We start from the raw sequence: 26,066 nt of genomic DNA, 5'->3' as shown, positions 1-26,066 counted from the left end.
ATAGAACCCGGAAAACAATAAGGAATGCTCTCTATGCCTGATAAAGCTACGTTCTACATCGACAAGAGCAGCGGCACATTTGCCGACACGCTGGCCGCCTTCGGCTGGATGCGCGTGCTGGCGGAACTGCACGAGAAGCAGGAAACCAGCCACGACATCCACCTGCGTGATGACGGCGCATACTTCACCATCACCTGCGCCCCGATCCAACCGGAGACGCTGGACTCTCTGCGTCATAACCCGCTGTGGCCGGGAAGTATGCCGATGATCGAGACGATCAAGAACCGTGACAGCATCCCGGCGGGCGTCTTGAACAAGGTCGACTACGAACTTGAAAAGGAGCGCGTCTCGGCCTACTTCAGTGCTAAAGCCAAGGCACAGGCGGCGGATGCGTCAGTGTCCGAACCGCACCGCCACTGGGACATCTTCCGCGCCATTAACCCGGCTTCGCTGCCCGGCTATAACGGCATCCTCAACGATTGGTGGGTAGCGCGGGACGCACAGCCCGACATCCTGAACCTGTTATTTCAGTTATTCTCGACTTCCCCCAACGACCTCGACGGGGCGGTAGACGGCTGGAAGGCCCTCGACAAGGCCAACGGCTGGGGCATCAAGCCACATTCTACCGGCCAGCAGCTCTATAACCCCGATCAGGGCAAAGGCCAGAACAAAGCCAAGTCCAACGGCCTGAGTGTCGGCAACCTCGATAACTTCTGGTTGCTGGAGTGGCTGAAGATCGTCGGTTTCTACGAGGCGGCACAGACCCGATTGGTTCAGGGTGTCAAAGACCGCAAAACCTACGTGATCGCCCCGCGTGAGTTGACCTACACTGAACACCGCGAAATCTTCAGCAATTTCGCCAACTCAATGCGCGTGAGCCTGACGTCGATCAAAGGAGATACGCTGGCGGCCTTGCGCTATACCGAGGCACTTCTGACCTATTTTGATGAGCCAGTCCGTCGATTCACACTCGGTGAGCGGGGACGGTTGAAGAAGCGTTTGGTAGCCGGTCTGTACGCCGCCTTCTACAAAGACCTGGGCAATGCTGTAGCGACGATGAACCTTGCGTTCATTGGATTGCCCGGCTGGATCGAAATCGGCGAGCCAAGCGATATCGCACTGTACACCGCCATGGTCCAGGAACTCGTGATGCTAGTCAACCAGTTCGACGAAACACACAGTGACGCGATTGCAATGCTTCAGGCGCTTCGCGACTTTGTGTCAGCCGACACGCTCGACGCGCTGTTCCGGTTCACCCGCGCCTTCCCTGCTTACTACATAGGGATGCGCGAACGCAATAAATACGTTTACGCCATACAAGAGGACATCCTCGAAAGGATCATCACCATGACCGAACCCCGCTATGCCGAGATCTTGGAGGACGAAGGCTTTCGCAATATCGCCTATGCCATTCGCGCCAGCACCGTCACCGCCCAGTTCCAGAAATCGCAGGGCAATCGCAAGTACGACGTCCGCTACGGCCTCGGCCAGGACTTGGCCCGTAAGTCACGCTACAAGGACGACTTCATCGCCGCGCTGTCCGAATTCATGTTCAAGTTCAACGCCGAAAACGCACAGGTGATGGAGGTCACCAAGATGCAGCGCCCGCCCTATCGCCGCAGCATCCAGACAAGCGACATCGAGTCGGTGGTGGCGCTCATCGACCGTTTCGGCTCAGAGACCGTCGCCAATCTTCTGATCGCTTATGGTTATGCCCGCACGCCGCGCAAGGACGCCGGCGAGGCAGACGACAGCGAATAGCCAGACCCGTTTACCCGTCAGATTGCTCGTTTATCATGCCAAAGGAGTAACACAACCATGTCTGATAGCCTGTACAGCATTTCCATCAGCGCCCGCGCCACCCTCGATATGCACAGCCTGAACAACGAAGGCGGCGAGGGCAACCAGATTCAGACCCGCATGGTCAACATCGTCGATCAAGGCGGACGCCTCCAGAACGTCAACGCCATCAGCGGCGATATGTACAAACACATCCAGTCCAATCACCTCATCCGAAGGGTGCTGGGCGTTGGCCTGCCCATCTGCGCGGGCTGCCGTGAGTTCAACGCCAACCGGATCAATGCGGATAAAGACTTCCTCGATCGCACTGCTGACCTCAGCGACGCGGACCTACTCTCGGAACTTCTGCGGACGTGCGCTGTGGACGACATGGCCGGTATCCTCATCACCGAGGGAAAGCGCAGCGTGCCTCGTAAGAGCATGGTCGAATTCGGTTGGGTGGTCGGCGTGCCCGAGGTAGTCACGACCGATAGCTACTTCCACGTCAAGTACGCCAATGAGCGCAGTGAGAGTAAGCGACAGGCCGATCGCGATTCGACGGAAAGCACCGGCTCAAACCTCGGCCAGGCCATCTTCCATCGCCCGGCCTCGTCGGGCATCTACGCCGCCGTCTGCCACATCGACCTCGCCCGTATCGGCTTCAACGACATCACCCAGACTTACGCAATCGACTTCGATCAGCGCGCTCGGCGGGCCAAGGCACTGTTGGAGAGCGTGCTGTTTACCTTCCTTGAGCCGAACGGCGCGATGCGCACCACCCAGGCTCCGCATTTGGTCAACTTCGAGGGTGTGGTCAGCTATAGCACCGCCCCAGTCCCTGCCCCGACTGTCAGCGCGCTCAAGGATGAGTTCCGGGCGCAAGTCGCCAGTCTGGCCGGGGTACTCAACCGGGTGGAGGATGGCTCGGTCGGCGTGGCAGAGTTTGATGACCTGACCGGCTTCGGAAACATCCTCACCGACCTGATGCGGTGGATGCCCTACGCCCACCAGTACGCCTAGCCCACGGAGCAACCACAATGTGGGTATACGCAGAGTACGAAGCTACGGCGCTCTTCACGCTCAAGCCGGCGGGGGCGACGTCGTCGGGCGGCAAGACGCTACTCGTCCCGACGCCATACAGTATCAAGATGGCGCTGCTCGATATCACCTGTCGCCTGGACGGGGCAGACTCAGCAGAAGCCTTCTGGCCGGTGTTAGCGCAGGCGATAGTCGCTATCCGTCCGCCGGATGAGGTTGTGGTCAACAACACGTTTGCAAAGGTGTTACGTCAACGGCGCAATGAAGCTGCGCTAGGCGAACAACACGCGGGCTTCTTCGGAAAGACCATCGCCTACCGCGAGTATGCATACTTCGCTGGTACGATTGGGCTGGCGGTCGAAACCAGTACGGCAGACGAGGCTGAGCGCATCGCCCGCTGGATGGTCAACATCAACTATCTAGGCAAGCGCGGCGGGTTCATCCAGATACAGGATTGGCCAGAGTCAGGCGACACGCTGCCGGATGGCTATCTGCCCATAACCGGCGACTTGACCGGCATGGCGATGGACAGCGTTTTGACTCAGCTCGACGACACCGACGAAAGAGTTGGTTTCGGCAAGGTGAATATCTACACGACGGACCGTATCACGTTGGGTAAGGAGCGTGTCCTGAAGCATGTCGCGCTTCCCTACCGCCGCGTTGGCAGCAGTCGCAGTTATACACACTACCGGCGGCATGACGAATGACGATCACGCACCTGCCCCTAACTATGCACCAACTGGTATTTGAGGCCGAAGTTCAGACACCGATCGAGTTTGGTCCACAGGTGGGCGCGCAGCTTCGCGGAGCGCTATGGGAGGCGCTCCGCGACGTCGTGTTCTGCGACGATAAGCTGGCAGGCACGCCCGAACACAGCCTGTACTGTCCGCTGTGTCGGCTCATCATGATGGAATCGCAAACTAGTCCCCGCGGCGCCAACCCGCCGCGACCATTTGCCATTCGTCCGCCGTTGGACTTCGACGATCACCTGCGCCTTAGACTTGTCACTGGTGAAACTCTACGCTTCGGCGTCAACCTGTATGGCGATGCTGAACAGCTATTCCCGTATGTGTGCCAAGCGATCTATAAGATCGGACAGATTGGCGTTGGCTACGGGCGCGGACAATACGTGTTGCGGCGTGCGCTGGCATGTAACCCGTTGACGGGGCAGCAGCAGGACATCTTTAGTGACGGTCGGTTACGTGGTCTTCCTGGCGTACCCATCACCCACGAACAGATCGCCGCAACAGTCCAAACCTTGCCGAAAGATCGCATCACGTTGAAGTGGCTTACTCCCTGTGAACTGACCGAGCAGCAGCGACCCGCGCGCATCCCATACGCCCACATCCTGCTGGCGCGGTTAGCAGAACGTGCTCAGCTCTTGGAATTGCACTATACGCCGGAACCTCGCGAGCATTCGCAGTGGCGATCCCTGCATCTGCATTTGCAGGACGTTGCCCGATCGATTTCTATAACGAAAGACAGCACCCGGTGGGTGCATGTCATGAGTGGCTCACGCCGCGCTCAAGGGCTGAAGCCGATCAGCGGCGTCATCGGCGAGGTGCAATATAATGGCGACCTTTCTGAACTGCTCTATTGGCTGATATGGGGAAGCGCACTTCACGTCGGAAAGAACGTTGTGAAGGGGAACGGCTGGTACGAAATCGTCACGTTGGAACAGTAGATTCCAACTAGCCGTTATTGTGGAAGGTGTAGGGCGGTAGTCGCCCAGGATGAGGATACCTTCCATGATTGTCAACAACCTCATTGTCGAGACGTTCGGGTGTCATATCGGCAAGTACTCCGAGCGTCTAAAGGTGACCAACAAGGACGGGGTACTGGAACAGGCCCCCCTCCTTCACTTGCAGTCCATACTCATATCAGGTCGGGGAGTCAGCATTTCTGCTGACGCTGTTGAAGCCTGCTGCGAGCGCGGCATTCCAATCCACTTCGTTGACCCGACCGGCTATGTCTACGCCTCGGTTATGTCCAATGGATTGAACGGCACCGCGCTCACCCGGCGAGCACAGCTTGATGCATATACCTCACCACGGGGCGTGCATTTTGCCTGCGCGGTCGCCGAGGGCAAGATCTCCAACCAAGCCACTACCCTCAAGTATGTCGCGAAGAACCGGTCGGATACCGAACCGGAAGTGTTTGATGCACTTCGATCCGCCGCTGACGAGGTTCAGGATCATGTGGCTACGATCGAGCAGCTCCGGCGCGGCGAACTAGATGACATTCGTGCCGCGCTGATGGGCGCTGAAGGCTCTGCGGCACGCCGCTATTGGCAGGCAGTCGGTGTATTGTTCCCGGAGAGCTACGGCTGGCAAGGCCGCAAAACGCGTGGAGCCCGCGATCCTATCAACAGCCTGTTGAATTATGGATATGGCATCCTCTATGGCCAGATTGCCCAAGCCGTCGTGCTGGCCGGCCTCGATCCCTATGCCGGGTTTCTACATGCTGACCGGTCAGGCAAGCCGAGCCTTGTTCTCGACCTGATAGAGGAATTCAGACAGGTTGCGGTGGATCGGCTGGTGTTTGGTCTGATCAACAGAGGCTTCAGAGTCGGGCAAGATGAACAGGGTCTTCTGGACGTCGAAACCCGCAAGCGCCTCGCGGAAAAGGTTCTGGAACACCTTGAGGCCGAAGTACGTCATCAGGGAAGGCGGTTTGAGCTGCGTGTGGTTATCCAGATGCAGGCCCGCGAGCTTGCCAGTTTCGTACGCGGGGAGCGTGATCAATACACACCATTCCGGATCAGCTGGTGAACGCTCATGGCTATGAACCCTACGCTTGTTATGTACGACATTGAAGACGACAAGGCTCGTACCAGAATCGCCGACGCATGCCTTGACTATGGGCTGGACCGCGTACAGTTCAGCGCCTTCATCGGCCAGCTGAGTCGTAATCATCAACAAGAGTTGATGATGCGGATTGAGAAAATTCTGGATAGCGGGAAAGGTCGCGTCCAGTTGATCTCTGTAGGGCAGCAGGAATGGAAGAATCGCATTGTTATCGGAGGCGACTATGATTAGCCTGGAGGTTGCTCAACCGTTCACCGTGACGGATCTCAAACAACACATCTACTGTCAGCGAATTTCGTACTTCCACCTGTGCCTACCGGACGTTCGCCCGGTGACGCGCAAGATGAGCATCAGCATTGAGCGGCACAGCGACGAGCGGAGGCGGGCGGCGCGACGTACGATGGCGATGTATGGAATCGACAGCGGAGAGGTATTGTTCGATGTTGATGTGGCTTCCAGTCGATTGAACCTGACTGGAAGATTGGATCAACTGGTTATCGCACCACATGAACTGATCATCGTGGACTACAAGATCGCCAGTCGCTACGGAAAACACTTCGAAGTACAGTTGGCCGCATATGCCATATTGGCCGAAGAGTCGTACCTGGTACCCGCAAAGCGTGGTTTCGTATATTTGACGAAGGTCAGAAAAGCCGTCGAAATTCGCATTAGTTCGCAACTCCGGTGCAAAGTGGAGTCGGCAGTGAACGAAATGACAGTCATTCAGCAGTCAGAACGGATGCCTGGGCCAACAGAGTGGCGCCAGCGTTGCCTTGATTGCGAGTTCCGACGCTTCTGCAATGATGTATAGCAGTGAATCGCAACTTGTCCGCGGGATGACTGCGGTAGGAGAGTTGCGAAATGGAGTACAATAAGTCATGGAATTCACACGGATCGACGTCGTTGACGAACGCGCACAAGCCGTTTTGAGGCCCGAAACGAAGAGCGCAGGTCAAATCACTCCAGCCAGTGTTGTCAGGCGTGCTGGGTTCCCAGAGATCAAAACCCGCAGAGGGTACTGAAAGTGCGCCAGATCCATGCCGCGCGATTTCTCGACGATGTTCCCAGAGATCAAAACCCGCAGAGGGTACTGAAAGGGCATATGCCTCGGTCGTCGCCGTGCTGGCGACGTGTTCCCAGAGATCAAAACCCGCAGAGGGTACTGAAACTTGACCGTCTGCGGCGCGATCCGTGCCCACACGCGTTCCCAGAGATCAAAACCCGCAGAGGGTACTGAAAGCAGCTTGCCGGTACGCGCGTCACGATCTGCGCAAGGTTCCCAGAGATCAAAACCCGCAGAGGGTACTGAAAGCGCATACCGATTGACGCGGAACGTCTGTCCGCACTTCCCAGAGATCAAAACCCGCAGAGGGTACTGAAAGGCGAACCGGCGCGGTGGTCTGGCCGCAGCGCAAGGGTTCCCAGAGATCAAAACCCGCAGAGGGTACTGAAAGTCGGTTGGACGTGGGACTTCCTGCGCAAGGCGCGGGTTCCCAGAGATCAAAACCCGCAGAGGGTACTGAAAGGGTGTGCGTTGCGTTGCACGGCACAGAGATACCGGGTTCCCAGAGATCAAAACCCGCAGAGGGTACTGAAAGTGGTTCACTGACTGCCGCAAACGCCGCCGTCTCGAGTTCCCAGAGATCAAAACCCGCAGAGGGTACTGAAAGTAGAAATAGATGCCCCATCTCCGTCAGGACGCGAGTTCCCAGAGATCAAAACCCGCAGAGGGTACTGAAAGGTTTAAGGAACTGATGACGGGGCGCGCGCAGTATGGTTCCCAGAGATCAAAACCCGCAGAGGGTACTGAAAGGTCGCGTCGCTGGCCTCGCGGCAGGTGGGCTTGTCGTTCCCAGAGATCAAAACCCGCAGAGGGTACTGAAAGCTCACCAATAATGCGGTTTTGCCAGTGGGTCACGCGTTCCCAGAGATCAAAACCCGCAGAAGAGGGTACTGAAAGAGCAGCACGGACACGTCGACGTCCAGCGCGTCGGGTTCCCAGAGATCAAAACCCGCAGAGGGTACTGAAACCGTTGCTCAGTACGCCATAGCTGTTATCCATGTAAGTTCCCAGAGATCAAAACCCGCAGAGGGTACTGAAACACGCTGAAGCCGCCGATGCTCACGCGGATACCGGCGTTCCCAGAGATCAAAACCCGCAGAGGGTACTGAAAGGCTGGAATGACCAACGTACTTGACCGTGCCACCCGGGTTCCCAGAGATCAAAACCCGCAGAGGGTACTGAAAGCAAAACGTCGTAACCTGTCGCCATTCGCGCACCGGTTCCCAGAGATCAAAACCCGCAGAGGGTACTGAAAGACTTGACGGTTCCGCTTGGATTGATGACGCCGCGAGTTCCCAGAGATCAAAACCCGCAGAGGGTACTGAAACGCGACAATGCACTTGTACTCGGCCGTCCAACGTCTGTTCCCAGAGATCAAAACCCGCAGAAGGTACTGAAACGGCAATACGTGAAGCCATGCGGCGCGGCTACTATGGTTCCCAGAGATCAAAACCCGCAGAGGGTACTGAAACAAGTCCGAGCAGCATAACGAGCCGCCCGCACCCGGTTTCCAGAGATCAAAACCCGCAGAGGGTACTGAAACACTGGTAGTCCACCCTCACCGTATTCGAACTGTTCGAGAACGAACGCTGTTAGGTTCCCAACCGAGAAACGTTGCCGTGATCTTTCTCCTCACGGCCGCGCCTCTTGCCCGTTCCCCCAGCCCCTTCCATATACCCGTCCCGTCCTGTGCATCTCCGGTGCAACGCGCCACGCAATGTAGCACGCCACCCCACCGGCGAAAGCCGCGGGCGGCTTCGACTCGGCGCGCGGCGCGGGCTGGTGCCGCTGCGCTCAGCCGCGCACCGGTCGCCCTTCGGGTCGCCGTCGGGGCTGCCCCGGCGTGCTGGGGGTGGGGCGTTGTTGCACCTTCACATATGCACAGTGGGACACCGGTCACACGGATGCGCCGTGTGATGGCCGCGTTAGCTCGAAAGGGCGCGCTGTAAACCCTGCCCGACGCCGATGCGCGTCGACGCCCTCCTACAGGTGACCGCTCTGTCCTGACTGTGCCAAACGCCCCCGGACACTCCGGTCCGGATCCCGTACACCGTCGTGGGTGCGATGGTCGCAATCGACCATCGACTGGAACGGCCAACGTCTTGAGCAGGTTCGTGCCTGACTCGGGACGCACCCAGGCAGAACTCTACGGGGATGGGCGCACAGAACGGACTTACTCCGCGTCGTCTTCGGGTCTTCGGATCCGAAGGCGGCGCGTTTTCGTTTCTCACACATCACACCCTGAATGGAGGTGACCGATGCGAATTCGCACGATCACGCACGTCCTGATCGCCGGCAGCCGCGACGCCAGTCCGGACATGCTGGCCTACGCACGGAAAGCGGTACAGCGCGCGCACCGGCTCGGCTGGACAGTCCTGGTCGGTGATAGCCCGAAAGGCGTCGATCTGGCGGTGGTGCGCGAATGCCGCCGACTGAAGGCGCCGGTCATCGTGGCGGGAACCGCCCCGTTTCCACGTAACCACGGCTGCAAGCACGGCCAGTACATCAAAGTGGCGCGCGAGCTGTATCGCGGCGCCGGCGGACTACCGCTGGGCGGCTACACCGTGCGCGACCGCTGGCTGGTCGATATGTCCCAGCACGCGCTCTTCATCTGGAACGGCCACAGCCCCGGCACGCTGGCCGGCTACGAGTACGCGATCCAGCGCGGCAAGGATGCGCACCTGAAGGACTTCAGTCCGTGGAGGAACAGCCATGTCTGAGTCAGCACGGCCCATCATCGCGGAACGCAGTCAGCGGGAAGCCGGCGGCAAATGTTGGTGGTGGCTGACCGGCGACACTTATCCGCATCGCGATCTGCTCAAGCGCCACGGCGCACGGTTTAGCAGCAGGCGGCGCGCATGGTACTGGATCGGCGAGACGCTGCCGGCAGCGATCCAGGCGCTGGTCGGCGAACCGGATGCCCCGTCGCCTGAGCCGGTCCTGCCACCGGCACTGGAGCGGCAGATTCTGGCTGTGCTGGCCGAAGACGACGCGCTGCGGACAGCGGCACCCGCTGTCGAGCCGACGCCCGACATCACATCTGAGGAATCGCCGGAACGACCGCTGATTCGCGTCAGCAAGCCGGCATCGCCTCCAACAGACGGCGTGATGGACGCCGTGCAGCACGCGATCCGCGCGGTGAAGCAGGAGCCGCCAATAACGCACTCCGCCCCAAGCGTGTCCACGGGTCGTCTGGCGCGGATCGACCAGGCGTTCTGCGGCGAGATCACCGGCAGCATCACCGGGCAGGTCTTCTGCTACGGCTTTGCGATCCATGACGGCATCGCGGTCTACATCAATCTGGCCGGGCCGCGCATGGCCGTCGAAGCGATCCGTGCGAAGCTAAGCAAAGGCGAGCACGTCACCGTCGTGCCGCCCGATGCACCGAGCGTCGAGCTGACTGCCGGCGAAGGGAATACCGGCATGTTTCACGCCTACCTGCACTACCTGCCGGAAGCGCGGTTCGCCTCGCTGATCCTTGTGCACGCGTGGGCGGTTGCGCCGAACTACGGCGGCAAGGCGACGACGTTCATCTTCCGCACCAGCGACGCTCAGGCAGCCGCCAAGCTGGCGCATCACGTGACGCAGCTCGTCAACGTCCCGGTGTTCGAGGCGTGGTCGGCGTATCTGTACGACGCAGGACAGCGGGCCACGCTGGTGCGCAAGACCCGCGCGGCCGGCGAGATCGACCTGCTCACCGTCGATCTGGACGTCGATGCATGGACGCGCCTGATCACCGGCGGGCTCGAGCACGGCGTCATTGAGCTGCCCAAACAAACAACGTGAGAGAGGAGACAACCCGCATGGCACGTGCAGAAAGCAAAATGATCATGGGCTATCTGCCCATCGAGGAGCGCCACTATCCGGCGCTCCTTTCGTTGGTGGCACCGGCACATCCAGGCGTCCGGCTGCTGGATCCGTTCGCCGGGGAAGGCGCGTTTCTAGAAGCCGCGGCCAAGGCGTGGAAGCTGACGCCTTACGCCAACGAACTCGACGGCGAGCGGGCAGCCGCCTGCATCGCCCGCTTCGGCTTGACACAAGCGGTGCGCTGCGATGTCGAGCGGCTGGTCGCGTCGAACAACGCGTTCGGTGCCGCGTGGCTCAACCCGCCGTACGACCACGATGCCGCAGCCTCCGGCAGCAAGCGCGTCGAGTTCCGTTACTTACGCCACGCCTGGAAATGGGTGCAGGACGGCGGTCTGGCGATGTGGTGCGTCTACCGGCAGCACGTCACCCGCGAAGCGGCGGCATTCCTCGCCAAACACAGCAGCCGCATCGATGTCTGGGGGCTGCCAGGCAAGCATCTCGGACAGTATGAACAGATCGTCGTTTGCGCCGTGAAAGGCGAACCGGCCGACTCCGCCGCGCTGTTCGAGCAGATCCTGCGCGCGCGGGACGAACCGCGTGTCCTGACGGTCCAGCCGGAGCCGGTCTACGCGCTGCCCAAGCCGCCTGTCATCCAGCGGTTCGTGTTCGCCGCCGACATGCTGGACGAGGCGTCCGGGCTGCGCCTGATCGAAGAGCAAGGGGCGTGGCGCACCAGCGGGTTTCAGGCCTTGCTCGAACCGCCTCCACCGCCTGCGCAGATCGAGCCGGTGGTCGCGCCGCGCCCGGGACATCTGGCCCTCGTGCTGGCAGCCGGTGTGGCCGACGGTGCCGTGATCGAGTCGGGTGAGTACGGACGGGTGGCGCTGCGTGGCAAGACGCGCCACGTCGAACAGATCGCCCGGGTCGAGGTCGAGGCCGACCCGACCGATCCGGACCGGCAGGTCAAGAAGACCACGATCCGGCTCAAGCCGACCACCACGCTGACCCTGCTGGGCGCAGATGGCACCACGGTCGAGATGGAAGGCGACGAGGCGCTGCTTGGCTTCATCACGGCCAACAAGCGCGCGCTGGCCGACTACCTGAACGCCCGATTCCAGCCGATGTACCGCTTCGACCTGGACGCGATCCCGAGCGCTGGACAGCGCTTCAGCCACTGGCTGGACAGCATCCGGCTGAACGGAAAACACCGGTTGTACGCGGCGCAGAAACACGTCGTCGCGGCCATCACGCGCGGCTTGCAGGACCGCGACAGCATCCTGCTGGTCGGCCAGATGGGCGTGGGCAAGACCGCGATCGGCGGCTCGGCAGCGGTCGCGATTGCGTCCCAGATCGCTACCGCGTTTCAAACGTCCGTGCGCCCGGAGCACGTCGTGCTGATCGTCGCGCCGCCGCACCTGATCGAGAAATGGAAGCGCGAGGTGTTGAGCGTGGCGCCCAACGCCGCCATCGAGCGGCTCGACCGGCACGAAGACGTCAGGCGATTCATGCAACGCGCCGAGACGCTGCCCGCGCATGTGCCCAAGATTGGCCTGATCAAGCGCGACCTGACCAAGCTGGGCTGCGCGTGGGAGCCCGCGGTCGTCTGGCGCACGGAGGCGTCGCCGTTGTGGCATCATCGTCAACCGACACCGGACGGCTACGAACCGCACGAGCGCATCCGCCGTGTGCGCGTGCCGACTTGCCCGCACTGCGGACAGACTGTGATGCAGGAGAAGAAAGGCGTGAGCGCTGCCGCGTCCGAGGCGTGGCTGAACGGCGGAAAACGAACCTGCACGATCTGCCACGCGCCGTTGTGGCGCGAAAGCCGCGACCGTGGATCGCAGCCCAAGCCGGGCGAGAAGTACCCGACCCGGAATCCGCGCTACCGGCTGGACGAATACCTCAAGCGCATGTACCCGGACCGGGTGTACCTGTTGATCTGGGACGAGGTGCACGAGGCGCAGCACGGGGATACAGGCAACGGCGAAGCGTTCAGCCGGATGGCTGGTCTCTCCAAAAAGGTGCTGGCGATGACCGGCACGCCGTTCAACGGGCGCTCGTCGTCGATCTTCAACCTCGAATACGCCATCAATCCGCGGGTGCGCACACGCTACCCGTGGGGCGGCGGAAGACGCCTGAGCCGGAAAGAACGCGGCTCGCGCACGTTCCAGGAGGTGTTGAGCGAAAACAGCAGCCAGCGCGGGCGCGCCGAGTCGCGTTGGGTCAGTGAGATGGGAGTTCGCGAACAGATCGTCGAAGAGCGGCCGTCCTACGACCGCGACACCGGCGCCTATACCGGGACGTCGACCTACGAGCGGCCGTATCAGGAAGCGCCAGGCATCTCGCCGCTGCTGGTCGCAGAAGTGCTGGATCACGCCGTGTTCTTCAGCCTGGGCGACCTCGGCAAGGCGCTGCCGCGCTATGAGGAAATCGCGCACCCGGTCGAGCTTGACGCGGATCTGTACGCCGAATACGACCGCACCCGTCAGCGGCTCAAGGACTACCTGATCCAGCGGCGCTGGGAAGGCGACACGACCTTCCGCGGGGCGTACTTGCAGTGGGCGATGGGTTGGCACAACGCGCCCTTTCGCCCGTATGAGGTGATCCACAACCTGAAGCACCCGATTACCGGTGTGAAAGAACCCTACACGGTCGCCCGTCTGCCGAGCTATGGCGAGGATCGGATCTTCGCCAAGGAACAGGCGCTGATCGACCGGGTGCAGGCAGAGCTCGCCGCCAATCGTCCGTGCGTGATCTATTTCCGGCAGACGGCAACCCGCGACATCCAGCCGCGTCTGGAAACGCTGCTGCGAAGGCACGTGCCGGAAGCGCGGACGTTCATCCTCAAGAATACGGTCGATGCCGAACGGCGTGAAGCCGTCATCGCACGCGAGATCGCGAAAGGCACGAACGTCGTGCTGTGCAATCCTGAGTTAATCAAGACCGGCTTGGATCTCATCCACTTCCCGACGCTGATCTTCTACGAGCTGGTGTTCAACCTCTCGACGTTGATGCAGGCAGCGGCGCGCTCGTACCGACTGAATCAGACGCACGAACACTGCAAGGTGATCTACCTGTATGCCGAAGGGACGATGGAGCAGACGGCCGTGCAGTTGATGTCGCGCAAGCAGCGGGCGGCCAAGCTGCTGACTGGCGACATCGGCCTGACCGGGCTCGACGCGTTGACCGAAGGCGAAGGCGGCTTCGAGGAAGCGCTGCTGGACGCGATCGGGCGCGACGCGGCGCTGCTTGATCCGTCGCAGATGTTCCAGTCGACGAACGCGGTGAGCGAGATCGACCGCGAGGACGCCGCCTACTGGAATGTCGAGAGTGAAGTCCGCGACGAAGACGAAATGCTGATCGTCGGCCCGGATCCCTTGCTCGTCACGGCTCTGGACCTTGGCGCGACGGTGACACGCGAGGAAACGGCGCACGAGGAACAACCCGTGCCGATGGCACCGAGCGCGTATCTCGACTCGGTCACGCTAATCCTCAGCGAGGCGCAGTGGCGCACGCTGCGCGCCGAAGTGATCGATATAGCTGAATCGGGCGCGTCTCACGCTGATCTGTCTGACTGGCTGTCGGCAAACCGGGTCGTCTTCCCCGGCTGTGAGCGTGAAGTGGCATCGCGCCTTCATGCACTGGTCATTGCCGACGGATTGCAGGAGGCTTTCTTATCAGCCGAACAGCCAAAGCCTTCGGTCGACCCCGTCAAATCGAAGCACAAGCCTTCAGCAAAGATCGTGCCCTTCCCGCAAACCGAACCGGCTCGCGACGATGCCTCCGCTCGGCAGCTCGCGTTGTTCTGATGCGCGATGAACGCGACGTGTTCTTTGACGCACTGTTCCACCGGACTGCGCCACACGACGAAGCCTGCATCACGCTCACCGCCATCCATCCGGACGGCAGCCATCCCCATCCCTCACGCCACGTCCGGTTCGCAGACAAGGCGGCGCTGCGTGACGCACTGGCAGATCTCGACGCGGCCAACCGGCAGGGCTGGGGCGCGTTCGTGGCGATCGGGCTGCGCCGGCCGGGCTTGAGCCGCTGGCAGCGTGGCAGCGTGGACGATGTCGTCGCGCTGCCGGCTGTGTTCGTCGACATCGACGACCGGTCGCCGGATGCGCTCGCGCGGCTGCGCGGGTTTGGCCTGCCTCCGTCGTGCATCGTCCACAGCGGCGGCGGATTCCACGCGTACTGGTGGTTGGAAGCGCCAACCCGCGAGCTGGATCAGGCACGCAGGGTGCTGCAGGCACTGGCAGCCTGCCTCGGCGGCGACCATACGAGCGTCGCGCAAAGCCTGCGCATCGTCGGGACGGTCAACACCAAGCCGGCCCGCAGGGGTGCGCTGTGCCGTCTCGTGCATCTCGATGACCGGCGTTACCCGCTGGACGCCTTCCCGCTGCCGACGCCGCGCGTCCACACACTGCCGACCGCCATTCATCTGCCGCACTACACCGTCACGGAGCGCATCGGGCAGGTCGCCGACATGCTCTCGCTTCAAGGATTCACGCGGCGCGGCGACTGGCTGAACGGACCGTGTCCCAACGCGGATCGGCACAAACACGGCGACCGGCATCCGTCGTTCGGCTTCAATACGCGCACCGGCTACGGCTTCTGCCACGTCTGCGGCTCGATGCTGCTGAGAGAGTTGTCTGCCGTCCTTGATGCCCGTTGAATCCAAAATCAGCGTGCGCGTCCGACAACCGGGAAGCGTTTGACAACTTGCCGAATCTGTGCCAGGACAGCAGGGAGATACGACTGGTCGAGACCGAGATCGAATTGGAGTCGGGACCTTAGTGCGAGATCCGGCGTCACGACGCCCTCCACGACAACGCTTCCTGCTCTCAAGAACCTCACGACAAACTCTATCCACCCTTCCATCGTGGTGAACGTGACCTCCCCCGAGAGCGTTTCGTAGCCGTGCTGGAGCTGCTCGCCGAACCGCAAGATCTCCTCGCTTCTCAGCACACCGGTGAGTTTCCCTGAAAGTCCTTCGACCTTGACCTCAGCATGGGCGACCAGCGAATTCCCATCCCAATAGTCATCACTTCCGGGAACAGCGCGCCCCACAATCTGGAGCGAGAGAAATGTCTCGTCGTTCGTCCCAAAACGGATTTCAATCGGATCAGTCACAACACTCCAAAGGAGAACGTATGCCTCACACGACCATCACGATTAGTCTACACGATTCTCACACAGAGGGAAGCATTCTCGTCCAGCGCGGCGAGCTGGCGCGCATCCACCAGTTCACGTACAGCCACATCGGCGACTTAAGCGAGATCATCGCCGAGGCGTTGATCGCACTGGACGCGGTCGAAGCCGATCCGCCGGTGATCCCGGAGGCGCCCGCGGCACCTCCGTCCGCCAGAAAGACTGCGACGCCGGCCAAACCTGTTCCGGCTGCGCCGTCCGAGCCGACAGTCGATGTGCCGCTCCGGAAAGGGACGAAGGCAGTCAGGATCAGCCACATCAAGATTACCGCCGGTGACACCGATGCCGCGGCCTATCGTCAAGCGGTGCTACTGGCGGGCCGCCTGATCGACGGCAAGTTGTGGGACGGCGAGACACCGATCCGGTTCGACGATGTGCCAGCTGTCGCCCGAAAGATGAAGTACCTGACTGACGGCGATTTCGCGTTGTTCAAGCTGGAGGACTTTGTTCAGATCGGAGGCGTCCCGACCGACACCCAGACCGATGCACTGCTTTAGCCCATCGCCCAGTAAACGGAGACCCAACCTCATGACCGACCAGACTTCGAACCAACTTCCCCGCGTGTTCAAGATCGGCGCAGCGCGCATTGTCGAGACCGAGGCGATGTCCGGCCTCAGCAGCGATCAGGTGCGCGATCTGCTCAAACCAAGTTACCCGGAAGTTGCCAATGCGACCGTGCGCGAGCGAGACGAAAACGGCCTGCGCGTGGTCGAGTTCCTGCCGCAGCCGGGGCGGAAAGGATAGCCCGTGTCCGCGAACCTGATGACTCATGTGACTTGAAGCATAAAACTGCCAAATGGCAGTGATATCGTTCCAAAACCGCATGGCAAGAATATGCTTCCACCAGCACACAAGAATTGTCATTCCTAATTCAGGACGTATGCTGCAAGCAACGACCTGTAAGTACAAAGGAATGGACAAATGAAGTTCAAAAATGAAGTCGCCTTTGCGTGCTGGTGCAAGGCGGTTGGGTACGACGAACCCGCCATTCATCTCATAGAGCGCATCCGCACGTCACCACCCTCCAGAAATGTTGCAGGCGGGAAAGGCAATGTCAGCGCCCGTCTGCCCAGTCACAAAATGGGGGTGACCATCCAAAGCGAAAGCCGAACGGCAGAAAAACCAGGTATTCGCATTTTCTACGAGTACGACCATCTCCTGGAAAACCCAGACGAGACCCGTGTTCTGGAATACTACGACCAACCAGACCGAATAGTGCTGCGTTACGCTTCAGCGCGTGGACGTGCTGTCACGACTTGGCATACCCCGGATTTCTTTGTCATCCGAGAGGATGGCGCTGGATGGGAAGAATGGAAAACGGAACCGGAACTGAGCCACTTGTCTCTGCACCAGCCTGCTCGCTACCAGAGAGATGAGGCAGGGCAGTGGCATTGCCCACCCGGAGAGGCATATGCTGCGAAGTTCGGTCTGTACTACCGCCTACGCTCAAATGCGGAAGTGAACTGGACACTATTCAGTAACTTGGAATTTTTACACGAGTATCTTGGGGCAACAGAACTGACTTCACTGAATCGTATGGCGGTCATTGAGCGGGTTCGCCAACAGCAGGGCATGCTCCTAGTGGAGCTGCTTGAAGAATATCCCCCGGATGAAGTTTACCTGCTCGTTGCGCTACGTCATTTGTATGTCAATCTTCAGCACGAGCGTTTGGTCGAGCCAGCGCACGTCCATGTTTTCAGTAGTCAGTCTGCTGCTGAAGCACACCAGTACACGACGGAGACACAATTTCATAGTCTGTCCGCAACAGCATCCCAGAACCTTCATTGGCGTGCTGCCAGTGAACAGGATTACCGGATTGCCAATGCGCGCCTTCAAGTGCTGCGTGCCTTGGATGCAGGGATGTCCTTGGAACAGGTCTGGCAGCAGGAGGAGATTGGCAGCATTCTGGGGACGCAAAAAAGTCCACGCACCATTCGCGGATGGCAGAAGCAATTTCGAGATGCTCAACAGGTTTCAGGCAGTGGATATGTGGGGCTGCTTCCCCGCATTCACGAACGGGGCAACCGTGAGCGCAAGCTCTCAAACGCAGCATGGGAGAAGCTAGAACACTACATCGACCAAGACTACGAAACCGCACGTCAGCCTCATGCTGCTTCTGTATGGGCTGCTTACCGTCAGGCATGTGAGTGTGAAGGCATTCCGCCTGCCAGCCTGAAGACATTTAGAAAAGCAGTCAAGCAGCGTCCACAAGAGATACAAGTGTACAGACGACAAGGCAAGCGAGCCGTTCACCAGATTCAGAAACGCTATTGGGTGCTTGAGTCAACCACACCCAAGCATGGCGAACGGATCTGGCAGATTGTGCATCTCGACCACACGCTGTTGGACATCCAACTGCGCCATGCACATACTGGACAGGTGTTGGGCCGTCCATGGGCGACCTTCGCAGTAGATGCTTACAGCCGTCGTCTGCTCGCCGTCGTCCTCACGCTGGATGACCAACCCAGCTACCGCACCTGTATGCTGGTGCTACGCGAAATGGTGTCGCGGTTGGGACGCTTGCCACAAACGCTGGTGGTGGACAACGGAAAAGAGTTTCACAGCACCTACTTTCAGGCGCTGCTCGCGCATTACGCGGTCGAGGTCGCCTACCGACCACCCGCTCAACCCCGCTTTGGCGATGTCGTGGAGCGCCTGTTTCGCACTGCCCATACCCAATTCATCTACAACCTGACGGGGAATACACAGCTCTCCCGTCACGTTCGCCTCATGACTGCCTCGCATGACCCACGTCATCTGGCGCTGTGGACGCTGGAAGCGCTCAACGCTGCGCTGCGAGAATGGGCATACGAAGTCTATGACCAGACCATACATGCTTCACTGGGACAATCTCCCCGCGAGGTCTACGAAGATAGTCTGGTACAGCATGGTGAACGAGCGTTCCAGCAGTTGGATTACAACGCTTTCATCCTGCAGGCGCTGCCTGCACCCGCACGGGGAGACCTGCGCACGGTTCAGCGCAGTGGAGTCAAAATTGAGCACATCTACTATTGGCATGACCTCATGTACCGCCCAGATATTCTCGGAACACAGGTTGCAGTTCGCTACGACCCATTCAACGTAGGTGTGGCTTACGCTTACCTCGACCATCTGTGGACGCGCTGCACGTCAGAATATTACGCGACCTTCCACAACCGCACCGAGCAGGAACTCCAGATTGCACGGGAAGAGTTAGTTGCCAGCTACCGCGCACGGGGACGCGACATTCGCACCCTCAACGCCAGACTGTTGGCAGACTTTCTGGAGCGTACGACCACTTCGGAGCGCCTGCTGGAAGCAGCAGCAGTGCGACGACGCGATGCAGTCCCTCCGGTCGAGTATGACCGAGTCCGCGCCCGGGTCCACTGCTGAAACGGAGATACGTTCCTTTGTAGATGGAGCAAACGGTGAGGCTGCATCCAAACCCTTGTTGACGCATTTGCTACTCCCGGACGACTTTTAGTCATGAAAAGGACACTGCACATGGATAGTCCTCAATTCCCTCAGGAGCTGCTGCAAGCCTCCCCGGAAGCACGCAAAGCCTACTTCAGCAGCAAAGTCGTTGCCCATCCCAGTATTACTCATGCCCACACGCTGCTCATGTCTGCACTGCGACATCCTACCGATGGGCAGATTATCATGGTCATTGGCGCACCGGGCGTGGGTAAGACGACGGTGCGTAAAGCCATGGTGCGCGACCTGACCACGCAGTTTCTGGCTCAACCTGAGCGCCATCCGGGGCATCTTCCGGTCGCGGGCATTGAACTGGAAGCGTTTGGAGGCGGGAACTTCAAGTGGAAACAGACTCGTCAGGCACTACTGCGCGCACTGCACGAACCCATGGTGGACAAAAAAGTGTGGTATTCCACGACCATGGAAGGTGAACATGCTGTTTTACAGCGCAGCACCCGCCTGTCCTCGGACGATTTAGGCGAACTGCTGCTGACAGTATTGGCACAGCGCCAGCCTCAGGCGTTGTGGTTCGACGAAGGGCAGCATCTCATTAAAGTGGCTGGGGCAAGAGGACTGCTCGACCAGTTGGACGTACTGAAATCTCTGGCAAACCGTTCACACATCCCAACGGTGCTGTTTGGAACCTACGAAATGAATGTGCTGCTCGGGTTGAGTCCGCAGCTCGACCGACGTATTTTCCGCATCCACCTTCCGCGCTACCGGGCTGCTCATCCCACAGATGTCACTGCATTCCAGCAGGTATTGTTCGGACTGCAAAAACATCTTCCCTTTCCAGAAGAACCGCAGTTGGTCGAGGACTGGGAGTATTTCTTCACCGGGTCGTTGGGCTGTGTAGGCATCCTCAAGGACTGGTTGTACCAAGCAGCAGGGGCTGCCTTTGACCGGAATGAGCCGACGCTCACACGCAGCATGTGCGATACATGGGCAAGAGAGACCGACGTGCTAGTGGATATGCTCCAACGAATAACCAGTGGAGAGACACAGTTCATCCAAGAACACAGCACAACCGAACTGCGAACGCTGCTGGGATTAGGGCAAACCAGTAAAACCACCGTTTCTGCATCCCGTCCTCAACCCTTGAAGCGGAAATCCAGACCGGGAACTCGTAATCCGGTACGCGACAAGGTGGTCGGTCATGGTTGAGATGGAAACGACCTTCTGGGAGATGCACGCCTCTCCACAAGTATCTCCGAGTGTCCTGTACCCGCTTGCACCGCTTGGGGTGGGTACGCCCTTTGTTGAGAGCCTGACCAGCTACCTCAAACGCCTAGCACAGGCACATCATCTCAAGGTAGTGGATCTGGTGACGTTTTGTGGCACGCAGCGCGAGACAGATATTCTCCCCTCGACGCTGCAAAAGCTGTCGCGAATAGATGGGATAACGGAGAGTGGTGCAATCTGGTCAGCCCTGCTGCGTGACCTAACTTGCCAAAACAGCATCGCCTGTCTGAGCATGAACTATTGGCGGTTGCTGCTCAATCCGTACCAACTGCTGCGACAGTGCCATGCTTGGTGTCCGCTGTGTTTTACGGACGCGCTTCAAGACCAGACTCCACTCTACGAACCGCTGGCGTGGCGTTTGCAGGCTGTAGAAGTTTGTATTCATCATGGATCTCCGCTGGTTGAGCAGTGTCCAACCTGTGGCAAGTCGTTCACCGCACTGTCGAATGTGGCTGTAGTAGGCTGTTGCCCAAAGTGTGAAGGTTGGCTTGGAAAACCCGCAGGACAGCCCTCATTGTACGAGACGGATGCCTGCAAACGCGCAGAAGCAGTGGGGAAGTTGCTGTCGCTTGCGCCCGGAACAAGTCCCGACCAATGCAGCGGAATGGGACACGTCTTACCACTCCTCAGGCAGCAGCAGCAAACGACCCATACCCATTTTGCACGAGTCATGCAGACCACCCCGAGCGGATTGAGTATGCTGCTGACAGAGGCTCGCCTCCCCAATCTGGCTGTCTTTTCGCGCTTGGCAGCGTTTTGTGACCAACCTTTCTGGCAAGCCCTGACACAGGCAGACGATGCTGTGCAGACTGCGGGAATCTGCGCTGAAGTGAAGTCTCTGCTTACCCCTTCACAACGTTTACCTTCCCTTCAGACGCTTGCCCGCCAGAATGGTTTTGGCACGACGGCTGCTTTCCAGAAAGCTGCTCCAGCTCAGTACAAAATGGTTTCACAGCGCATTCATGACGAGCAGCGTACGGTGCTGGAGTTGGCGCTTCAGCAGGAGCCTCCCGTACTGCTCTCCAAATGGGCGCAGCAGCACGGTTACCGAACGGGCGACCTTTACTACCACTTCTATGATTTATGTCTGCAGGTGACGCAGCGCTTTCAGGCAGCTAAAGAAGTACGCTGTCGTGCTTATCTGCAAACGCTTCTGCAACAGCAGACACCGCCCAGCCTGAGTGAAATCTGTGCCACGCTGAATGTGAGTGACCATTATCTGAAGCAGCATTTTGACGAGGAGCTTCAGGTCATTAAATCCCGGAGACAAGCGCAGATTGAACACCACGAAGCTTTCGTCGGGGGCTATCTCGACCGAATGCTGACCAACACTGAAGCAGTACCTTCTCTGCACCAAGTTGCTAAAGCAGTGGGGAAAAGTGTGCGCTACCTCAAAAACCACTTTCCGCTGCAGTCGCGTATCCTGCTCGTGCGACGGGGTAAGCATGTCGCCAGACAAGTTGAAGCGACTTGTGAGCGCATCCGCCAGTCTGTTTTCGACCTGCACCAACAGGGTATCTATCCCAGCGTGGACAGGATTCATGCGGTCATTGGCACTTGGATGGTTCACGGGAAACCGTACCGCCATGCCTACAACGAGGCGATGACCTTTTGTGGGTATCTGTCCACCCCGTCGCGGTAAACCTCAGCCGTTGCATTAGAGCAGTGGACAGTGTTCACTGCTCTGCTTTTGCTCACGTCGTAAGAGCGCGACGTTAGGACGTTTTATGCTTCCGTTTTTGCAACTTTGGAAAGGATATGCTTCAAGACCGATGATTCAACGACCGCAAAACCACAACCAAACCGCCCGATTTGGCAAGGATATGCTTCAAGATGAGGAAATTTTATGGGTCAAGTCACAAGTCAGGCCGATCTGCACCAGTGTCTTGTGTCGATTGCGCCGGTGGAGCTACAGGGAATGAGGCTGCTCAAGGAGCGGCCTCATGTTCTCTCCGCGTCGCAGCCTATCCCGCGCCAGCGGCTTGTCGACGCCGTCACAGAGTTGATCGCCTACACCGACCAGTGTTCAGCGGCGGCGCACAAGCTGGCCGGCATCGGGCCCGTTCCGCTGAAGGCGGTGAGCGTGCTGGAGTTCGGCGTATGAATATCCTGACCGAGATCACCACGCTGTTGTCCGCCGCACTGACCACCGATCCGCTGCTGCTGCTGGCGTCGGCGGTGGCAACCTTCGACCCGTTCTGGAATGTCGAAGACGAGGATGAGGACGAGCCCGATCCGCTGGAGGTCGGCCTGCGCGTCGCCCGCGGCGCGTTTCCTGACGTGTACGCCGAGGTCGTCGAGCAGATGCGGCAGGGCGCGACCACGGCCGAACTCGACCGGCTGATCTGCAGCGCGATCAGCGCCAAAGGCATCCCGCTGGACGATCTGTACATGATGAGTTGGGGGATCCCGCTGTACGCATACGGCGCCGAGCTGACCGAACCCGAGTTCTATGCCGCACATCCCGATCTGCTGCCGATCCTCGCGCTGTTTGGCGTCAAGCTGCCGGACGCTACGGTGGGGCGCGTCGATGTGCCGGAACGGGCTTACGACATCGGGCGCGCGCTTGCGCTCAGCTTGCATGCGCAGGACGATCCGGCGCTGCGGCAGGTGGGCTGGCTGCTCGGCTGGCTGTTCAGCGGCACCGGAAACTCATTGGTCGACTGCTCCGACGAGGCGTTGAACGAAATGGAACCGCTCTCGTGGTCCAGTGACGACGTCGCCTTCGCCATCGAGATGATCGAAGAGGCGGACGAAATCATGGCGGACGCAATGGCGGGTTTGGATCTTCTCAAGTCCACGCCATCAATCATGCAAGCGCTTGTTGAGAACGTAAGGCGGTTGTGCACAGGTACAGTTAAGCAGTATGGCGGGCAACGGCGGGACACTTCTTCAATGAAACTCACATGGCCCTTGCTCGTGCCTAGTGAGTAGTGACAGCGGAAAAATCTCGCACATCAATCTGTGCCTGTCGCTCCAAAGAGTGAATGTCCCAAATCGCTGTCTCAGACTCACTGAGAATCGCTAGCAGGCGATCATCAGGACTGAAAGCCAACTGGGTGATCTGCCGTGCGCCAAGGTTGAATTCAGTCACTTGATCACCATTTGTGGTATTCCAGAGCTGAAGCCTGCCATCCTGTGTCACTGTTGCCAGAAGTCCGCCGTTCGAGTTCAAGGCGATGCCTGCCAGCGTGTCCTCTTGTTCAGCACGACCACGCGAAATGACAATCTGTCGTCGGCGCTGCATCAATTCCACGTCCCATACATGAACTGCTGAACCGAAGTACTCGTCCCAGTTCATGTAACCATCCAGTCCACCCAATGCCAGAACTTCTCCCCGCATGGTCATGAAAGCAACTGCGAGCGGATCGTTCTCCGACCAACGCTCAATTCTCTCAATACATCGTCGTAACCCCAGAGGCGCTCAGCCCGGACAATATCCCAATACTCGACTTGGTCACCGAAGTAGCCTGATCGTAGACGCTGTATCAGCACATGCTGATCATCCGCGCTGAAGTCGAGACGGAGAATGACGCCCACTTCACTTGTCACGATGTCCGTGACCAATTGATCGTCATTCCAAAACTGGATGCGCGGGGAATAAGGACCGGGTAAATCGTCTTCATTGTCCATGCTGGCTACTCCAAGAAGCGTGCCACCGGACGAGAACGCCAGATCAGTGACAAAACTTCCGCCGGCTTCCAAAGTGGAAATCGCACCGCCTGGAAACAGTCGATGTACAGAACGATCGTGCGCGAAGCTGAAAGCAATGCTGCCGTCTTCAGAGTTAACCGCAACGCTTCCGACCGCCTGTTCATCATGATAGGCGAGCCGGTAGGGATTGTCTGGATGGCTAATGTCAACAAGCCACAAGCCAGTTGTTGAACCAATGAGAATGCATTGCGGGGAGGTCCAAGCGATGGTAGTCGCGCCAACCTGAGCTTGCGGAGTGACGGGTTCATCCGGGTCAGCCTGCACAACTGTGCCAAACCCGTCGTTGCAGGTTCTCGCCTGTCCGAAAGACGGCAAGGCAAACGCCAAGACTAGGAGAGAGAAACAGCACAAACGAGCAACCATCAGAGGTCCTGAACGATTTTCATGCACTCCATCATAACCTGAGAACCCAACACAGAAAGGCAGTGGTATGAACACCGTAGCCCACTCGAATGGCCACGCACTCAAGACGGTGCTGACCGAACAGCCGTCGCTGACGCTGTCGTTCTACAGCTTCGGCCTGATGCTGCGTAGGTCCGATGGCGGAACCGTCACCGAATACCCGGTCGATCCGGCGCAGGTCGCAGCGGCGCTGGCGGCCAAAGTCACCTTCGATACCGGCCTGCTGGGGGGAAACACCCTGCTTGTGCGGCAGGACGGCGTAAAACGCACCATCGTCGAATACCGCCCGCCGCGGATCGCCGGGTTGTTCCTCGAGGGCTCGGAGGCGGCGCTGCGCCTGCCGCTGCCTGGGTTGATCCTGATCCGCACCACCGCGGAAGGCAAGCCGCCACAGTATGCGGTCTACGCCGTCAAGCGCCGTCCCGAAGCGTTCGACACACCGTTGTTCCACGCCCCGCTGCCGAACGTGTTCGGCTCCGGCGCGATCTGCTGGGGTACGGTGCCGCGCGTCGACGAGGCCGCACTGCGGGATTCGTCACTGGCGGCGGACTGGGCGATGCTGCTCGGTTCGGCGTTCGGCGATCATGCCGTTAGCGGCAAGAGCAAGCGCGAGCCGCGGGATATCCGCAAACTGCTCGTTGATCTCGAAGCCCGGAAAGCGCGGCGCTATCCGACCGGGATCTGATCCCGGTCAAGAAGTCGCTGGAGCAGGTGCTTGGAGACGAGGCACGATGAGCAGGCAAGCCCGCTTCGATCCGAACACCCACATACAGACCGTCGTCATCGTCGGCTGCGGCGGAACCGGCGCACAGGTCGCACGGATCGTGGCGCGCATCGTTTACGACATGCGCCGTGCCCGGCTGCACACACCGGCGATCCTGCTGGTCGATCCGGATGTCGTGGAAGACGTGAACGTCGGGCGGCAGCTCTATTCCGTCGCAGAGTCGAATCTGGGCTTGCCGAAAGCGGAAGTCGTCGGCATGCGGCTGAATATGGCGCTGGGTCTGGACATCGCGTGGTGCGTCGAGCCGTTTGACGCCGGGAAGCACGGCGAGCGCCACGGCGCTCAGCTGGTGGTCGGCTGCGTCGACAATCACGAGGCGCGGCGGGAGCTGCATCGTGCGCGCGGCATCCTGATCGGCGCCGGCAACTACCGCGACGGTGGCCAGGTCGTGATCGGCAACACGTCCGATGCAGATCAGATGCGTCGACACATCGACGGCCGGGGCGGCAAGTATGCGTATCTGCCCAAAGAAGGCCTGCTGTTCCCGGCGCTGCTGGAACCCGAAACAGACGTGCCGGCGCCCCAGCCTGACCTGTCCTGCGCCGAATTGGTGCTGCGCGGGGGCCAGGATTTGCTCGTCAACGACTGGATGGCGGCCGTCGTCGGGCAGTACGTGTACGCGCTGCTGCGCCGCCAGCCCATCCGCACCTTCGCCAGCTTCATCAGCCTCGACGGCATGAGCGTCCGCAGCCTGCCGATCTGCCGCGACGAGCTCCAGCCGTACCTCCTCTAAGCCCGTTCCCCATCTTTCAATCACATAGAA

Annotated in this window: 23 protein-coding genes and 1 CRISPR repeat array; of the genes, 20 read left to right on the top strand and 3 right to left on the bottom strand. The window is 59.6% G+C overall.

Annotated elements, in window-relative coordinates:
• The first annotated feature begins 33 nt into the window (after positions 1 to 33).
• The 11 genes from IPM16_00290 to IPM16_00240 all read left to right on the top strand — a co-directional run bounded on the left by IPM16_00290 (position 34) and on the right by IPM16_00240 (position 15,172).
• Positions 34 to 1,761: a hypothetical protein gene (locus IPM16_00290; GenBank protein MBK9121545.1), complete on the top strand. Its 1,728-nt coding sequence runs from the start codon at positions 34 to 36 to the stop codon at positions 1,759 to 1,761.
• Positions 1,762 to 1,818: 57 nt separating this feature from the next.
• A complete protein-coding gene (locus IPM16_00285; GenBank protein ID MBK9121544.1) occupies positions 1,819 to 2,799 on the top strand; it encodes a DevR family CRISPR-associated autoregulator in 981 nt (326 codons plus the stop codon).
• Between the two features lie 17 nt (positions 2,800 to 2,816).
• Positions 2,817 to 3,524 carry a hypothetical protein gene (locus IPM16_00280; protein MBK9121543.1) on the top strand — a complete coding sequence of 236 codons (708 nt, stop codon included), beginning with the start codon at positions 2,817 to 2,819 and terminating at the stop codon, positions 3,522 to 3,524.
• A complete protein-coding gene (cas6, locus tag IPM16_00275) occupies positions 3,521 to 4,501 on the top strand; it encodes a CRISPR system precrRNA processing endoribonuclease RAMP protein Cas6 (protein MBK9121542.1) in 981 nt (326 codons plus the stop codon). Before IPM16_00280 ends, cas6 begins: the two co-directional genes overlap by 4 nt.
• Before the next feature lie 64 nt (positions 4,502 to 4,565).
• Complete coding sequence (gene cas1 / locus IPM16_00270) at positions 4,566 to 5,588, top strand: CRISPR-associated endonuclease Cas1 (GenBank protein ID MBK9121541.1); 1,023 nt, start codon at positions 4,566 to 4,568, stop codon at positions 5,586 to 5,588.
• 6 nt (positions 5,589 to 5,594) lie between these two features.
• Positions 5,595 to 5,855, top strand: coding sequence for a CRISPR-associated endonuclease Cas2 (gene cas2, locus IPM16_00265; GenBank protein MBK9121540.1), 261 nt, complete (start codon positions 5,595 to 5,597; stop codon positions 5,853 to 5,855).
• Positions 5,848 to 6,435, top strand: coding sequence for a CRISPR-associated protein Cas4 (cas4, locus tag IPM16_00260; protein MBK9121539.1), 588 nt, complete (start codon positions 5,848 to 5,850; stop codon positions 6,433 to 6,435). The genes cas2 and cas4 overlap by 8 nt, the downstream gene beginning before the upstream one ends.
• Before the next feature lie 177 nt (positions 6,436 to 6,612).
• Positions 6,613 to 8,229: a CRISPR direct-repeat array (repeat unit 36 nt; unit sequence GTTCCCAGAGATCAAAACCCGCAGAGGGTACTGAAA).
• 716 nt (positions 8,230 to 8,945) lie between these two features.
• Positions 8,946 to 9,407, top strand: coding sequence for a hypothetical protein (locus IPM16_00255; GenBank protein ID MBK9121538.1), 462 nt, complete (start codon positions 8,946 to 8,948; stop codon positions 9,405 to 9,407).
• Positions 9,400 to 10,473, top strand: a complete 1,074-nt coding sequence (locus tag IPM16_00250) for a hypothetical protein (GenBank protein ID MBK9121537.1) — start codon at positions 9,400 to 9,402, stop codon at positions 10,471 to 10,473. The genes IPM16_00255 and IPM16_00250 overlap by 8 nt, the downstream gene beginning before the upstream one ends.
• A 17-nt stretch (positions 10,474 to 10,490) precedes the next feature.
• On the top strand, positions 10,491 to 14,303 hold the full coding sequence (locus IPM16_00245) for a hypothetical protein (GenBank protein ID MBK9121536.1): 3,813 nt from the start codon (positions 10,491 to 10,493) through the stop codon (positions 14,301 to 14,303).
• Positions 14,303 to 15,172 (top strand): hypothetical protein, encoded by an 870-nt coding sequence (locus IPM16_00240; protein MBK9121535.1) that lies wholly within the window; start codon positions 14,303 to 14,305, stop codon positions 15,170 to 15,172. The genes IPM16_00245 and IPM16_00240 overlap by 1 nt, the downstream gene beginning before the upstream one ends.
• Before the next feature lie 8 nt (positions 15,173 to 15,180).
• On the opposite strand, the gene IPM16_00235 is transcribed toward IPM16_00240, so the two are convergent.
• Positions 15,181 to 15,630 carry a hypothetical protein gene (locus IPM16_00235; protein MBK9121534.1) on the bottom strand — a complete coding sequence of 150 codons (450 nt, stop codon included), beginning with the start codon at positions 15,628 to 15,630 and terminating at the stop codon, positions 15,181 to 15,183.
• A gap of 20 nt (positions 15,631 to 15,650) precedes the next feature.
• Between IPM16_00235 and IPM16_00230 the strand changes: the two genes are divergently transcribed.
• The 7 genes from IPM16_00230 (at position 15,651) to IPM16_00200 (ending at position 23,337) form a co-directional block, all read left to right on the top strand.
• Positions 15,651 to 16,205, top strand: coding sequence for a hypothetical protein (locus tag IPM16_00230; protein ID MBK9121533.1), 555 nt, complete (start codon positions 15,651 to 15,653; stop codon positions 16,203 to 16,205).
• A gap of 31 nt (positions 16,206 to 16,236) precedes the next feature.
• Entirely contained in the window at positions 16,237 to 16,452 is a 216-nt protein-coding gene (locus IPM16_00225) for a hypothetical protein (GenBank protein MBK9121532.1), read from the top strand.
• A gap of 177 nt (positions 16,453 to 16,629) precedes the next feature.
• Entirely contained in the window at positions 16,630 to 19,080 is a 2,451-nt protein-coding gene (locus IPM16_00220) for a DDE-type integrase/transposase/recombinase (protein MBK9121531.1), read from the top strand.
• A 111-nt stretch (positions 19,081 to 19,191) separates the two neighbouring features.
• Entirely contained in the window at positions 19,192 to 20,325 is a 1,134-nt protein-coding gene (locus IPM16_00215) for an ATP-binding protein (protein ID MBK9121530.1), read from the top strand.
• Positions 20,318 to 22,045, top strand: a complete 1,728-nt coding sequence (locus tag IPM16_00210; protein ID MBK9121529.1) for a TniQ family protein — start codon at positions 20,318 to 20,320, stop codon at positions 22,043 to 22,045. Before IPM16_00215 ends, IPM16_00210 begins: the two co-directional genes overlap by 8 nt.
• 204 nt (positions 22,046 to 22,249) lie before the next feature.
• On the top strand, positions 22,250 to 22,507 hold the full coding sequence (locus IPM16_00205) for a hypothetical protein (protein ID MBK9121528.1): 258 nt from the start codon (positions 22,250 to 22,252) through the stop codon (positions 22,505 to 22,507).
• Positions 22,504 to 23,337 carry a hypothetical protein gene (locus IPM16_00200; GenBank protein ID MBK9121527.1) on the top strand — a complete coding sequence of 278 codons (834 nt, stop codon included), beginning with the start codon at positions 22,504 to 22,506 and terminating at the stop codon, positions 23,335 to 23,337. The genes IPM16_00205 and IPM16_00200 overlap by 4 nt, the downstream gene beginning before the upstream one ends.
• On the opposite strand, the gene IPM16_00195 is transcribed toward IPM16_00200, so the two are convergent.
• Complete coding sequence (locus tag IPM16_00195) at positions 23,327 to 23,704, bottom strand: hypothetical protein (protein MBK9121526.1); 378 nt, start codon at positions 23,702 to 23,704, stop codon at positions 23,327 to 23,329. The two genes, IPM16_00200 and IPM16_00195, sit on opposite strands and share 11 nt — an antisense overlap.
• Positions 23,705 to 23,748: 44 nt before the next feature.
• Positions 23,749 to 24,480, bottom strand: a complete 732-nt coding sequence (locus tag IPM16_00190; protein ID MBK9121525.1) for a hypothetical protein — start codon at positions 24,478 to 24,480, stop codon at positions 23,749 to 23,751.
• A gap of 67 nt (positions 24,481 to 24,547) precedes the next feature.
• On the opposite strand from IPM16_00190, the gene IPM16_00185 reads away from it, so the two are divergent.
• A complete protein-coding gene (locus IPM16_00185; GenBank protein MBK9121524.1) occupies positions 24,548 to 25,204 on the top strand; it encodes a hypothetical protein in 657 nt (218 codons plus the stop codon).
• 46 nt (positions 25,205 to 25,250) lie between these two features.
• On the top strand, positions 25,251 to 26,036 hold the full coding sequence (locus IPM16_00180; protein MBK9121523.1) for a ThiF family adenylyltransferase: 786 nt from the start codon (positions 25,251 to 25,253) through the stop codon (positions 26,034 to 26,036).
• The last annotated feature ends 30 nt before the right edge of the window (positions 26,037 to 26,066 follow it).

The sequence above is a fragment of the Candidatus Flexicrinis affinis genome, from assembly GCA_016716525.1.
Taxonomy (GTDB): domain Bacteria; phylum Chloroflexota; class Anaerolineae; order Aggregatilineales; family Phototrophicaceae; genus Flexicrinis; species Flexicrinis affinis.
This window is presented reverse-complemented; position numbering and strand designations above follow the sequence as displayed.